Source organism: Larkinella fluvii (assembly GCF_051857545.1).
Taxonomy (GTDB): Bacteria; Bacteroidota; Bacteroidia; order Cytophagales; family Spirosomataceae; genus Larkinella.
Genome location: NZ_JBPZHB010000009.1, coordinates 348,656 through 363,096 on the forward strand (window position 1 = coordinate 348,656; position 14,441 = coordinate 363,096).

The 14,441-nt window shown below is 52.5% G+C and carries 9 protein-coding genes; 2 read left to right on the top strand and 7 right to left on the bottom strand.

The features are described 5' to 3' along the window. Positions 1-106 precede the first annotated feature (106 nt). Both ACS5NO_RS24710 and ACS5NO_RS24715 read left to right on the top strand, forming a co-directional pair. Positions 107-1,351 carry a THUMP-like domain-containing protein gene (locus ACS5NO_RS24710; RefSeq protein ID WP_439417605.1) on the top strand — a complete coding sequence of 415 codons (1,245 nt, stop codon included), beginning with the start codon at positions 107-109 and terminating at the stop codon, positions 1,349-1,351. Beyond that, positions 1,351-2,061 (top strand): hypothetical protein, encoded by a 711-nt coding sequence (locus tag ACS5NO_RS24715; protein WP_439417606.1) that lies wholly within the window; start codon positions 1,351-1,353, stop codon positions 2,059-2,061. Before ACS5NO_RS24710 ends, ACS5NO_RS24715 begins: the two co-directional genes overlap by 1 nt. Before the next feature lie 205 nt (positions 2,062-2,266). On the opposite strand, the gene ACS5NO_RS24720 is transcribed toward ACS5NO_RS24715, so the two are convergent. The 7 genes from ACS5NO_RS24720 to ACS5NO_RS24750 form a co-directional block, all read right to left on the bottom strand. Then, on the bottom strand, positions 2,267-4,765 hold the full coding sequence (locus tag ACS5NO_RS24720) for a bifunctional UDP-N-acetylmuramoyl-tripeptide:D-alanyl-D-alanine ligase/alanine racemase (RefSeq protein ID WP_439417607.1): 2,499 nt from the start codon (positions 4,763-4,765) through the stop codon (positions 2,267-2,269). Positions 4,766-4,871: 106 nt separating this feature from the next. After that, the gene (gene corA, locus ACS5NO_RS24725; RefSeq protein ID WP_439417608.1) at positions 4,872-5,951 is read right to left on the bottom strand and encodes a magnesium/cobalt transporter CorA; all 1,080 of its coding nucleotides are present in this window, start codon (positions 5,949-5,951) and stop codon (positions 4,872-4,874) included. A gap of 54 nt (positions 5,952-6,005) precedes the next feature. Further along, positions 6,006-6,872 (bottom strand): universal stress protein, encoded by an 867-nt coding sequence (locus ACS5NO_RS24730; protein ID WP_439417609.1) that lies wholly within the window; start codon positions 6,870-6,872, stop codon positions 6,006-6,008. Between the two features lie 187 nt (positions 6,873-7,059). After that, positions 7,060-10,032, bottom strand: a complete 2,973-nt coding sequence (polA, locus tag ACS5NO_RS24735; protein ID WP_439417610.1) for a DNA polymerase I — start codon at positions 10,030-10,032, stop codon at positions 7,060-7,062. A 116-nt stretch (positions 10,033-10,148) separates the two neighbouring features. Next, positions 10,149-10,643: a hypothetical protein gene (locus tag ACS5NO_RS24740; protein ID WP_439417611.1), complete on the bottom strand. Its 495-nt coding sequence runs from the start codon at positions 10,641-10,643 to the stop codon at positions 10,149-10,151. Positions 10,644-10,764: 121 nt separating this feature from the next. Next, a complete protein-coding gene (locus tag ACS5NO_RS24745; RefSeq protein ID WP_439417612.1) occupies positions 10,765-11,841 on the bottom strand; it encodes a 3-keto-disaccharide hydrolase in 1,077 nt (358 codons plus the stop codon). 35 nt (positions 11,842-11,876) lie between these two features. Continuing rightward, the gene (locus tag ACS5NO_RS24750) at positions 11,877-14,432 is read right to left on the bottom strand and encodes a M1 family metallopeptidase (protein ID WP_439417613.1); all 2,556 of its coding nucleotides are present in this window, start codon (positions 14,430-14,432) and stop codon (positions 11,877-11,879) included. Positions 14,433-14,441: the final 9 nt, after the last annotated feature.

Below are 14,441 nucleotides of genomic sequence, written 5' to 3' on the forward strand. Positions count from 1 at the left end.
GAATAAAAAGTATAGGCCTATAAGAACAGTTCTATAACCACAAAACTCGTAATAAAATTTTAATCTGTTTTTAATCTTTTCACGGTTTTCACTATTTCTTTAATAAATGCTACTTTTCAATTCCAGCGAGCGGGCTTTTATACAGGAACATCTGCACGATGACCCCCATACGTTCGTATTGCGGTATTCGATGGATGACGGTATTCGGGTGAAAGCCATTGCGGATCAATTGGTCGCCCGTCAGAAAGCGCGAACCAAACTACCGGGCTGGTATGAAAATCCTGAACTGGTATTTCCTCCGGCGCTATCGGTCGAACAAGCTTCCTCGGAACGGACAGCGGCTTATAAGGCTTCCCTTATCTCCAACAACGGTGCAAAAGCCGGTCTGCTTCTGGATCTAACCGGTGGCATGGGCGTCGATGCCCTTGCTTTTTCAAGGTACACGGAACGTGTCATATACATCGAACAACAGCCCAATCTGGCCGAACTGGCCGCGTATAACCTGCCAAAACTGGGAGGTACCAACATTGAATTCCCGCATCAATCGGAGCCCAATACCAACGCAACCGCTTTTTTGACGGCATTTACCGAAACCGCCGACTGGATGTATCTGGACCCGGCCCGTCGCGATCAGCAGGGCGGCAAGGTCGTCCGGCTGGAGGATTGTGAACCCAATATTCTGGACTGGTACCGCCCCGGTGACCCAACCGGTTTTCGCCACAAAACGAAGGCGGTTTTGTTGAAAACGTCGCCCCTGATCGACATCGAGCTGGTGATCCGGCAACTCCCTGATGTGTCGGCGGTGCATGTGGTTTCGGTCGACAATGACTGCAAGGAAGTGCTGTTTGTGCTGGCGGGCCGTGAAAATCCGGAGATTGAGGTGAGGGCGGTCAACCTCCGTTCGGCGGCACCGGACAGCGTATTTATTTACCGCCGAAACGAAGAACGAACCGCTGATGTTCAATTTAGCGATCCGCTGCGTTACTTATACGAGCCTAACGCGTCTTTATTAAAAGCAGGCGCCTTTCGGATCGTTGCCGAGCGGTTGGGTTTGTTCAAACTGGCACCCAACAGTCACTTGTATACGAGTGACCAACTGGTTCCGGACTTTCCCGGCCGGTCTTTCGAAATGCTGGGGAATTGCAAACCGGATCGGAAAGCGGTTCACGTTTTTTTACCAGACGGGAAAGCCAACCTGAGCGTCCGGAATTTTCCGGAATCCACTGAGACTCTGCGCAAAAAGCTTAGCTTAGCCGCCGGGGGCGATCTATACCTGTTTGCCACTACCCTGTCTGACAGGAAGAAACGAATTTTAATTACACGAAAACCAGTTTATCCATCGTTACACTAATGAAAGCACATTTGTTAAAGTCGTTCTTACCCGTATTGATTTTCTCAGGCCTGATCGGTTTTCCGCTGATTTCACCGTCTGCTCTGGCCCAAACCGTGTCGTCAGCTACTGAAAAAGTAGACCAGATTTCGCTGGTGGGCGTTTCCCTCAATCTACCGATCGAAGGGAAATTTGTTGAAAAAGAATGGGAGACGTTGCTGAAATCGTACGGCAAAGTGACCACAGGACGCAGTGGCGTTTATAAGGTGCCAGCCGCCAACATTCCGGCGCTATCCAACGAGCCTTTGAACGTGGCCAGTAAGGTGACCACCGACAAAGCAAAGGCTACGGTTTTTCTGGCCGTCGACAAAGGCAATGCCGATTATGTGAAACCCGGCAGCACGATGTACGATCAGGTGGAAACCCTGCTCAAAGAGTTTGCGGAACGCACGCGCATCAATTACGACATCAAACTCGCGGATGATACGTTTAACGAAGCCCAGAAAAAGCAGGAGAAACTGGTCAAACAGGGAGAAAAGCTGATTCGGGATCTGGAACGGAACAAAAAAGAGAAAGACAATCTGGTGAAAAAGATGGACGAGAACGTCCGCGAACTGGAACAGTTGACCCGCGATACGGAGACCAACAAAAACGATCAGGTCAATTCGGCCAAAGAACTTGAAGTGAAAAAACAGGCCCTGGAAGCAGCCCGAGCCAAATTACCGAAATAGATTTTTCTGAGAGGAAAGAGGATAGACAAGAGAGTAAAGACCAACACAACTGGAATACTTTTTTCTTTACTCTCTTGTCTATTCTCTTTCCTCTGGAAAAAAAAGTTGGCAGACGCTGATCTACCAACTTGGAAGAACCCTGTGAGAGCGGTTTGTGGGGACAGATGAGGCCCGTCAGTCGGATTCCGGCTGGCGGGCTTTTTTATTATTCCCGGTAGAACACCCGCTTGACCCGCTCGCTTACCCCCGTCAGAATTTCGTAGGGAATGGTCCCGATGCGGTCCGCCAGATCCGCAATCGAAACCGGCTGACCAAACAAAATGACTTCGTCTCCTTCCTCTGCCTGCGTTTCGGATACATCGATCATCGTCATGTCCATGCAGACACTGCCCACCGTGGGGCACAAAACGCCATTGACCCAAACCTGTCCGACGCCGTTGCCCAACCGACGGTCGTAGCCATCGGCGTAGCCGACTGCCAGCGTCGCGATGCGGGCGTCGCGGGTCAAAACACCCCGGCGGCTGTAGCCCACGGTTGCCCCGGCTTTGAGGTCTTTGATCTGGCTGATGATGGTTTTCAACGTGCCCACCGCCTGAACCTGTTGCGGTTCCAGTTTACTCACTTCAACGCCATACAGCCCGATTCCGAGCCGAACCATGTCCAGTTTGTAGTCGGGCAACCGCACGATGCCCGCCGAGTTGAGCAAATGCCGCAGCGGGCGATACCCCAGCATTTGTTCCAGTTGCGTCGCCCCTCCGATCAGTTGCCGGTATTGTTCCTGCGAAAAAGCCGTGTGTTCCGCTTCGTCGGAGCCCGCCAGATGACTGAATACCGAAGCTACCCGAAGATCCGGATTGGCCTTCAATACCGCACCCAAATCGGCGATTTCGCCGGGCAAAAATCCCAGTCGGTGCATACCCGTATCGAGCTTGATGTGAATGGGCGGGTATTTTACAACCGGTTTTTCAGCACCCTGTTGCGGATGTTCTTCTTTCAGAAACTGCCTCCACTCATCCAGAATCCGAAAGCTAAAAATCTCCGGTTCCAGGTTATAATCAAGCAGTTGCCGAAACGACTCCGGTGCGGGATTCATCACCAGAATGGGTAGGGTAATCCCATTCTGACGAAGTCCCACGCCTTCGTCGGCATAGGCCACGGCCAGGTAGTCGACGCGATGGTATTGCAACAGACTGGCCACCTCGGCACTACCGCTGCCGTAGGCAAAGGCCTTCACCATCACCATGATTTTGGTCTGCGAACCGACTTTGCTCCGGTAAAAATTCAGGTTGTGGGTGAGGGCGTCGAGGTTAATCTCTAACACCGTCCGGTGGGATTTCTGCACAAAACGGCTCACCACGCTCTCGAACGAAAACCGCCTTGCGCCTTTCACCAGAATCACGGAATCCGTCAGTTCATTCAGGTACCCCGACTGCAACAGCGCGTTGGTGGTCGCGTAAAACCGGGTTGGCACCGTAAAAACCGTTTGATACCGCCCCATTTCCGGCCCCACCCCAACCAATTGGCTGATGTTTTTTTCAGCCACCATCCGCGCAATGGCCGGGTAAAGTTCATCCGGTTTCATCCCGGTTTCGAGCAGATCTGACAAAACCAGCACTTTTGGGCGGGATGCATCCTGCTGGTTCAAAAAATTAAGCGCAATCGACAAACCGGCGAGGTCGTTGTTGTAGGTATCGTCGATCAGCAGATTGCGGTGAATGCCTTCTTTCAATTCTAGTCGCATCGACACGGGCCGCAACCGGGCAAACCGCTCCCGCAGAAGGTTCGCGTCCGTAACGCCCAAAACCAGTGTTGTCAGCAGGACGTGCGTTGCATTTTCGAGCGATGCGGGATCGGAAAACGGCACATCAACCCGATAGTCCCGTCCCTCCCATCGCACACTGATTTGGGTACCGGTCGTCTGGGGAATATAGGAGACCAGTACGACGGCCGTCGGTTCCGTCGACCAACTGATCAGCTGGATGGTCGGGTTGACGGCTTTGAGCAGCAAATGGATTTCTTCGTCAATTTCCGAATACGATTTCCGGTAAATCAGTGTCTCCGCTTTACGGAACAGGCGGAGTTTTTCGGCTACTTTCTGTTTCTGGCTTCGGAAGCCTTCGTCGTGGGCCGGGCCAACGTTCGTAAAAATGCCAATCGTGGGGTTGATAATGGATTGAAGCGCCTGCATTTCAGCCGGTTTCGAAATCCCGGCTTCAAAAATCCCCAGCGTATGGTTTTCGTTCAGCGGCCAGACCGAGAGCGGAACTCCCAGTTGGGAGTTGTAGCTTTTCGGGCTTTTCTGAATCCGGAAATCGGGCGACAGCACCTGCGCCAGCCATTCTTTCACGATGGTTTTGCCATTGCTCCCCGTGATGCCGACCACCGGAATCGTAAACCGGCTGCGGTGTTCGGCGGCTAACTCCTGCAAGGTTTTCAGGCTGCTGCCCACTTCGTGGATGCGGGCGTCGGGCAATTGCGCCAGTTCGTGCCGCAGGTCGGGCGTCAAAGCAGCCGTTTCGACCACAAACTGCCGGACATTCTTCTTGTATAATTCCGTAATGAACCGATGCCCGTCGTGGTGTTCACCCTGAATGGCAAAGAAAACCGGTTCTGCCGCCCCGTTCTGCGTCGGCGACAACACCTGACGGCTGTCCGTCACCGGATACACCTCAGCCGTATTGATCCCAAAATCCTGAATTGTCATAAAAATCGGTATACGGTTTACGGTATTCGGTTTACGGTGGCTGACGCGAGAAAAAAGCATGCGTCCGCCACCGTAAACCGAATACCGTAAACCGTAAACGTTAAATCTAAAACCACCGCCTTCGGCGGAAATAAATAACCATTAAAACCGTCAGAACGACCATGATGCCCATGACGACAAAGTAGCCGTTTTGGGTGTGGAGTTCCGGCATGTTGTCAAAATTCATTCCATAAACCCCTACAATAAACGTCAGCGGCATAAAAATAGCCGAAAAAATCGTCAGCGTTTTCATGACGGCATTCATTCGGTTGCTGAGCGTCGACAAATACACATCCAGCAAACCGGTGGCCAGTTCGCGGTAGGAATCGATGCTGTCGAGCACTTGAATCACGTGGTCGTACAGATCGCGAAGAAACGGCATGGTGGCCGGGCGAATCAGTTCGCTGTCTTCCAGAATCAACCGGTTGATCATTTCGCGAACGGGCCAGACCACTTTCCGCATCAACGTCAGTTCGCGTTTCAGGGTATATAGCCGCGTCAGGGTTTGCTGCCCGGCCACCTGCTGAATGATGCTGTTTTCCAGGATTTCGAGCTTTTCTCCGATGCTATCCAGCACCACAAAATAGTGATCGACCACCAGATCCATTAGGGCGTAGAGCAAATAATCAGGGCCGTTGCGCCGGGTTTTGCCCGCCGACGCTTCAATGCGGTCGAGAACCGGCTGAAACAAATCAATTTTTCGTTCTTCCTGAAACGAAATGAGGTAGTTTTTGCCCAGCACAAAACTCAGGTGTTCATTTTCCAACTCCTGCGTATCAGTATTGAAATGCAGCATTTTAAGCGTCGAAAACACATAAGCGCCGTCGTATTCCTCCACTTTGGGCTTCTGCTGGGAATTCATGACGTCCTCGAGCAGCAACGGGTGCAAGTGGTATTGTTGACCGATGCGCTCCACCACGGCGGGTTCGTGAATGCCATCAACATTGAGCCAGGAGACGAACGGTGAACCGTCAGTCGGTCGCCCACAGGAATCCAGCCGCTTCACGGTTTCAACGGTATAACTGGCTTCGTTGTAGAGAATCCGCCGAATGGTGGTTTTGTAGTCGATCTCCTGACCAACGTAAATGAGGGAACCCGGCGAGGTTCCCACTTTTTTTTCAGAATGCTTATACCGGTGTCTGCCCATCGTTTTCAGGTACTCATCAACCAGGCGGGGCCTCCCGTCCGGTTGGCGTGCGCACTAGTAGTTTTCTTTTGCGTGATACACCAAAACCGGGATGTCGGAACTCAGCACCATGCGTTTGGTGAGACTGGGGTTCAGCAATTTGCTCAGGAAATCCCGTTCGCGGGTGGCCATAATCAGCAAATCGACCTGGTGGGTTTTGTTGTATTTCGTCAACCCTTCTTTCACGTTATCGGCATCCACCGTGTCTTCCACAAACCGCTCCCGGCCAAATTCGGCTTCGATCTGATCCAGAAACTGGCGGTCGTCATACACATTGGGCTGGTTGAGGGCCTTGATTTTCACGAGTCTTAATTTCGATTCAAACATCCGGGCAAGCTGGACGACGGGCCGCAGGATGTGGTTTTCGTCAAACTCCAGTTGGGTCGCATACACGATGTTCTCCAGCCGAACCGGATGGCTTTCGCCGTGTTCCAGCGTTGGCACCACCAAAACCGGGCAGTGGGCCGTCATGGCTACATCGGCCGCCGAACTCCCCGCCAGCCAGTCAAAAAACGAATCAACATGGCTCCGGCCCATCACAATTAGGTCCGGCTGCAATTCATCGGCCACCTCCACAATTTCGTCGTCGATTGATCCAAAGCGGTTCTCAATCCGGGTCGCAAACCCTTCCCGTTCAAGCTGTTCGGCCAACTCCTGCAGGTTTAATTCGCCAACGTCTTCCATTTCCTGGGCGGCCAGAATGCCTGCTCCTACCTCGCCCGTTGGCAAAGTGGTATCCGGAATAAAGGGCTGCGTGACGTGAGCCAGCACCAGCGTCGTTTCATGACCATCATTGATATAGTGTTTGGCAATGAATTTCGCCCAGGCCAGGGCCAAATTGGAAGTGCCGGTAAAATCAGTGGGAACCAGTATATTTTTCATGCTTCGAGGGATTAGTGATTCAATACTAACAAAAAAACAAGGCTTCCGTCACGGAAACCTTGTTAATTCTTTATTTCGTTTACGGTATACGGTTTTCCGTTTACGGTGGCTGACGTATGACACAAGAACGCGTCAGCATGCAGGCGTCAGCCACCGTAAACGGAAAACCGTATACCGTAAACCTGTTTCAATGCGCCACCAGCCAGTTTTCGCCAATTCCAATACCGGTTTCCATCTTGACCGCCAGCGGAATTGCCGTTCGCATCAGTTCCCCGACGTTTTCCTTCAACAGCTCAAGTTCATCCTTGTGGGCATCGAAAACCAGTTCGTCATGAACCGTCAGAATCATGCGCGACTTCAGCCGGTTTTCCCGGATAAATTTGTCGATGTTGATCATCGCAATCTTGATCATATCGGCCGCCGATCCCTGAATGGGTGCGTTGATGGCGTTGCGCTCGGCAAAACTCCGGTCGGTCATGTTGCGGGAATTGATGTCACGCAAATACCGGCGTCGGCCCAGAATCGTTTCGGCGTATTCGCATTCGCGGGCTTTTTCAATCGCACCGTCCATGTATTCCTTAATGGCCGGAAAACCGGCAAAATATTCCTGAATAATTTCGGCCGCTTCCCGGCGCGGAATCCGCAGCCGCCGGGAAAGTCCGAACGCTGAAATCCCGTAGATGATTCCGAAATTGACCATTTTAGCCTTCCGGCGCATATCCGAATCGACCTCCGCCAGCGATACTTTAAACACCTTGCTGGCGGTTTGGGTGTGTATATCGATGCCGTTGTTGAACGCGTCCAGCATGGTTTGATCCCCGCTGAAAGCCGCCATGATGCGCAGCTCGATTTGCGAATAATCCGCCGACATGATCAGAAAATCATCGCTGTGGGGCACAAAAGCCTTCCGGATTTCACGACCCCGGGGCGTCCGGATCGGAATGTTCTGTAAGTTGGGATTGGTCGAACTCAAACGCCCGGTTGCCGCCACCGCTTGGTTAAACGAGGTGTGAATCCGGCCGTCGTGTTTACTCATCATGAGCGGAAGCGCATCGACGTAGGTGTTTTTCAATTTGACCAACTCGCGGTAATCCAGAATCTTGCGGGCAATTTCGTGGTCGGCTTCCAAATCGGTCAGAATCTCTTCGCCGGTAGCATACTGACCGGTTTTGGTCTTTTTCGCTTTGCTGTCCAGCTTCAGTTTATCAAACAACACCTCGCCCAGTTGTTTGGGCGATCCCACGTTGAAGGGGCCGCCCGCCAGTTCATAAATTTCGCTCTGCACCTGCCGGATGTCGGTTTCGAGCGTCGCCGAAAGCTCGGCCAGGGCGTTCATGTCCACTTTCACGCCCCCGAGTTCCATGTCGCCCAGGACGCGAACCAACGGCATTTCGACTTCGTAGAACAGTTTGGTGAGCTGATTTTTCTCCAGCAACGGCAAAAAAGTGTCTTTCAGTTGCAGGGTTATGTCGGCATCTTCTCCGGCGTATTCGACCACTTTCTGAATTTCGACATCACGCATCGACAACTGCTTCGGCCCTTTCTTGCCAATCAGCGTTTCGATGGAAACCGGTTCGTAATTCAGGTGCGTCATCGCCATCATGTCCATGTTGTGCCGCTGCTCCGGTTCGATCAGGTAATGCGCCACCATCGTATCGAACAGCTTGCCCTGCACTTCGATGCCGTATTTTTTCAGCATTAGCATGTCGTATTTCAGGTTCTGACCCACCTTAATGATCTCGGCATTTTCAAAAACCGACCGAAATTCTTCGACAATGGCCTGGGCTTCTTCCCGATCAGCCGGAACCGGCACGTAAAACGCTTCGCCCTTGCGATACGCAAACGACAAACCCACCAGATCGGCCTCGACGGGATCGGTTGAGGTCGTTTCCGAATCGAAACACAAAGTATCCTGTTGATTCAGGTAATGCACCAGACTTTTCCGCAACGCAGGGGTGTCGACCAGCCGGTAATCGTGAACAACCGAATCAATCGTGCGCCGGGGTTCAGGCTGTCGGTCATCCGGTTCCACTTCCGTCCAGTCAGCCTGCATATCGTCCGTGTTGGCAATTGCCTGCGGCCGGGCTCCTTTTTCAAAGGCCGAAATGGCCGCGCCAACGCCCGGTTTTTTATCAGATGCAAACGGCAATTCCTCCGTCCCGGACGCATTCGCAACCGGGGTTGCTGCGGGGGCCAAAACCGCTTCATCGAACAGTCCCATCTGCCCTTTGGCACTCGGTTTGGCCGGAGCCACCGGAAACGGACTGGGCTCCGGATCTTCCTCGCCCACCAGCCGCCGACGCAATTGCCGGAACTCGAGTTCGTCCAGCAAGGCCGACAGTTTGGGCTTGTCGGGTTCGGTATGGAGCAGGGCTTCTTCGTTAAAATCGAGCGGAACGTCGAGGTGAATGGTCGCCAGTTGCTTCGACAAAAGGCCCTGCTGGGCAAACTGCACCACGTTCTCTTTCAGCTTGCCTTTCAGTTTGTCGGCGTTGGCAATCAGGTTTTCGACGCTGCCAAATTCGGCCACGAGTTTCTGAGCGGTTTTCTCGCCGACGCCCGGAATCCCCGGAATATTATCGACCGAATCGCCCATGAGCCCCAGCATGTCGGTCACCTGACTGATTTCCTGAATCTGCCAGCGATCGAGCACTTCTTTCACGCCCAGTTTTTCGGCTCCTTTTCCCATGAACGCCGGACGGTAAATGTAGACGTGTTCTTCGACGAGCTGGCCGTAATCTTTATCCGGCGTCATCATAAACACCTCAAAGCCAGCCTTCGACGCCCGTTTGGCGAGCGTACCGATGATGTCATCCGCTTCGTAACCATCCAGAATCAGAATCGGAATGTTCATGGCTTCCACCAGCTTTTTCACGTACGGAATGGCGATGCTGATGTCTTCGGGCATGGCCTGACGGTTGGCCTTGTATTCCACAAAAGCCTCGTGCCGGAACGTCTTTTTGCTGCTATCGAACGCGACGCCGATGTGGGTCGGTTTTTCCTTTTGAAGAATCTCCAGCATGGCGTTCGTAAATCCGAATACGCAACTGGTATTCAGGCCCCTGGAGGTGATGCGGGGCGCTTTGCTGAAGGCAAAGTGGGCGCGGTAAATCAACGCCAGTGCATCCAGCAAAAACAGTTTCTTTTCTGGTTTATTCATTGGTAAGTTGCCGGAAAACGGTCTGCGCAACGGGCAGAAAACGACCCTCGCAAATAACGAAATATCGTCTCCGTATCAAAATCATAACGCCGGAGCCGGGGGATTGATTCCGGTCGCTACTGATCCCGAATCGCGTTCAAGTACACTTGTTGCAGGGATTTATAAGAGGCTGTCATGCCCGAAATTATATCCTGAACCGGTCCCGGCTTGTCATTAGAAAAGAAACGTTTCCTTCTATGAAGGTCAATTTCATACGGGCCGTAATTCCACGAAAAAATATCAAAATCGCTGGCGGCTTCATCATCCAGACCCCATCCGGCAGCCATAGCATACTGCCCGATATCCCCTCCGATGGATTTCAACAGGGAATCATCGGTATGAAAAAAGAGATGAAACCCCGCTAAAAAACCGGAATCCGGTAAAACGTACACCCTGATCGTTTCAATTTTCAATCCATAGAGAAAGAGATTGTTTTCTGCCAGTTCTTTATTCGATAGGTATAGCAACCTGTACAAGCCATCAATAGACACAGGACGCACGCTTGAATCAGACTGGAAGTCTATCTTTTCGAGGTATGCAATGCTTTCGCTCAGGTTTTTAAAGGCTGCCATCCTACCACTTGATTAGGTTGAACCTGACTATTGACCACCGGAGGTTACAGGGCGGTTTTTAAAAGAAAAAGAGCGACCAAAGCCGCCCTTTTTCAAGATATTCGTTGTCAGATGCAGCCCTCTACAACTCCCGCACCCAGATATTCCGGAAGCTGATCGGTTCGCTTTTGTCACCGTGAGCCTGCAATTTGATCGGTGCCGATTCGTATTTTTTGTACTGGGGCTGACCAATGTACGTCGTTTCACCTTTCAGTTCGTAGTTGTTCTGTACCACGACGCCATTGTGAATAACCGTCACGTGGGCCGGTGTTTGCACCGAGCCATCGGCGTTGAATTTCGGGGCATTCCAGATCACGTCGTACACCTGCCATTCGCCCGGTTTTTTGCTGGCGTTGGCCAGCGGAATCGCCTGCTTGTAGATGCTTCCTGCCTGGCCGTTCGAGTAGGTTTTGTTTTCGTACGAATCCAGCACCTGGAGTTCATAGCCCGCGTCGCCGGGGCCGGTAGAAGCCAGGAAGATACCGCTGTTGCCCCGACTCTGGCCGGTCAATGAGATTTTCTCGGGAATCTTCCATTCGATGTGAAGCTGGTAGTTCGTGAACGACTGCTTGGTTTCGATGTTACCGGCGGCCTTATTGACGGTCAGTACGCCTTTGGAAACCGTCCAGTTTGCGGGCGATTTGTCTTTCACCGTCACCCACTGATCCAGGTTTTTGCCGTCGAACAGAATTACCGCGTCGGAAGGGGCATCAAGGGGCGTTTTTCCCGCCGTAATCACCTTCGGAACCGGGTCCCATACTTCAGTTTCTTCGGGTTTTGCCCGCGGACGAGTGGCGGTTGCCGTGCTGGAGGAGCCGCCCTGACGCATCAGCGTTCCGGGAACCTCGCTGCCGTTGTAATTGACGGACAGAATCATTTTGTCACCTTCAACGGTCCCTTTGACAGGAATCACATTCCCATCGTATTCCGTTTTGAACGAAAAACTGGTGCCATCCACCTTTCCCTCTTTGATGGGAAGGGAGCCGTTCGCATTGCCGATGGTTCCGGTCAGTTGGTTGCCGTCGGTTTTCAGGTCCAGGGTCAACGCGTAATCGTCGCCTATTTTTCCGGACCATTTTCCGTCAATCGGACCCGCAGCCAGCGCAACGGTAAGGCCGAAAAAAGCACTTAAAATCGAGGTAAAAAAACGTTTCTTCATAGGGGTTTTTCTGGGTTTTGTTGACAGATACGGTTTTAAAAATCTTTAAACTGCTCATACATTTCCTTTAATTTGGGATCTCGCTCACTCAATCGAATGTCTTTCCGCATGGATTTGACGCCTTCGATGTCCTGCAACAAGCCCAGCACCTGATAGGCCCCAAACCGCACAAAATACGCCGGACTCGTACGTGCCATCACTTCCAGCATCGGAATGGCCTGCCGCTGGGTGTCGGACCCGGATCGAATCAGGTATTTGCCGAAGACCTGCAAAAAGTTGTAGAGGTCCTGCGATTTCATGGTGCTCATCTTGTTGATGAACCAGGTATAACGGCTTGTATCGGTCGAATTGGCGTAATAATTGGCCACCGCCGTCACGATGTCGCCATTGGGAACATTCTCAAAACGGGCGGCAATTTCATTGGCGTCTCCCGGTTTTGACAACAAATAGGAATCCAGCGCCGACGACACGACGGCATACGACGTATCGTTGAGCGCTTCCCGGAACAGCGGGTCGTTGACATTGTCGGCGTAGGAAGCCAGCGTGTTGATGCCTTCCTGCCGCACCAGCGAGCGTTCGTCGTTGCGGGCTTTGCTTTGCACAATCCGCTCCACCTCCGCAAACTCCTGGCCGTCATATTCCGCAAAGTTTCCAACGGCCACCTGACGGATTTTCCAGAATTTGTCCTGCATGGCATCCATCATCATGTGCCGAACCGTCGAATCGATCAGGTTGCTTTTGTCTTCCAGCCGGGTGATCGACTCGTATTTGTCGCGGTAATTGTCGGTGTGGTAAAACTGAAACAACAATTCCGCCTTGTTTTTTTCCTGCTCAACGGTTCCAACAATCCGGTGATCCGCGTCGAACACGATCAAATCCGGGCGTTGTTCCACCGTAAAATTGAGCACCTGTCTGGCTTTATCGACCACCACATCGTAGCTTTTCTTCTGCCCTTTTACCCACAGATCCACTTTCACGGGCAGGCGGTAAATCGGGGTTTTGGTCGAATCCTGTTGCTGAATAACCGTCAACTGCACGCCCCCCTGCCGGTATTCTTTCTCGATCTTGATCACCGGATGCCCCGGTTTCAGGAACCACTGGTCAAAAAACCAGTTCAGGTCTTCGCCGGTTACCTCTTCAAAAGCTTCGCGCAAATCGCTAAGTTCGGCGGTTTTGAACCGGTGGCGTTTCAGGTACAGCGTCAGGGATTCAAAAAAAGCATCGTCGCCAATCGTTCGGCGGAGCAGGTGCAGCACCCGGCCCCCTTTGGCATACGAGTGGCTGTCGAACATCTGCTCGCGGTCGGTATAGCGGTACCGGATCAGCGGCTCCTGCTTGGTTTCCGATTCGGCAATGTACTGATTCAGATCATCCAGACCGTGCATATCGGCCGAATACGTGCCTTCGTTGTGCTCCCGCCAGAGGTATTCGGCGTACGTGGCAAAGGCTTCGTTCAGCGGCAGGTTGGCCCACGACTCGGCGGTGGTCAGGTTTCCGAACCAGTGGTGTGAGAGTTCGTGCGAAATCACATCGTCGGAATTGCCATCCACCAGTTGCCGCCCGTCCATCTGAACGGTTTCGCCGTGAACCGTCGCCGTGGTGTTTTCCATCGCGCCGGTAACAAAATCACGCACAGCAATCTGGCTGTATTTCTCCCAAACGTACGGCACCCCGAATTTCTTTTCAAAAAACTCAACCATTGCGGGCGTCCGGCCAAAAATGGCGCGGGCGTCTTTCTCGTAGGCTGGTTCCACATAATAGCTGACTTCCAGCGGCCCCCGCTCGGGTGTTGCCACCAGTGAATCCTTGACGTAGGCAAAATCGCCCACGGCAATCATTGCCAGATAGGGCGAATGGGGCAAGGTTTGCCGCCAGTAGTCGGTGCGCGAACTGTCCTGATTGACCGTTGACGAAATGAGTTTTCCGTTGGATAGCGTCCGGTATTTGTTCTCGACGGTCAGGTAGATTTCCTGCGTCATTTTCTCGTTCGGCGTATCGATGGTCGGAAACCAGCACGAATTGGCTTCGGTTTCGCCCTGCGTCCAGATCTGGCGGGGTTTGTTCGGTTCCGCTCCGTCGTGGTTGATGAAATACAATCCCTTATCCTGCGAAATGGCCGCACTGCCTCCCAATGGCCGTTCGTTCGGTTTTGCGGTATAAACGATCTGAATATCGAAGGTATCGGCGCGGGTGTAGGTCCGGGGCAGCAAAACGTGAATTTTTTGCCGGTCGTTGTAGGTGTAATTGAGCGTATCGAAAACCGTTTCACCAGTCTTCAACGTATCGAGCAGAAAAACGCCTTTGATTTCAAAGCCTTTCGCATCGACGTCCAGCGTATTCTGGGGATAAAAATGCGGTTTAAACCGCAGACGCGCAATGCCGTGAACCCACTGGCGCACCCAGTCGAAGCTCAGATCAAGCTTCGTATGCAGCAGATCGTGGGGCAGCGTCCGGGTCGCATTGTAGGGTCCGCTGACCGTGAGCGGACCGTTTTTTTTGTCGGCATCGCCCGCACGATTCTGCCCCAGTGCCCACGGGCTGCTGATGAAAATAAGAAGGACGAACCCGAAATGTCGGATAATTTTAAGCATACAGATCAT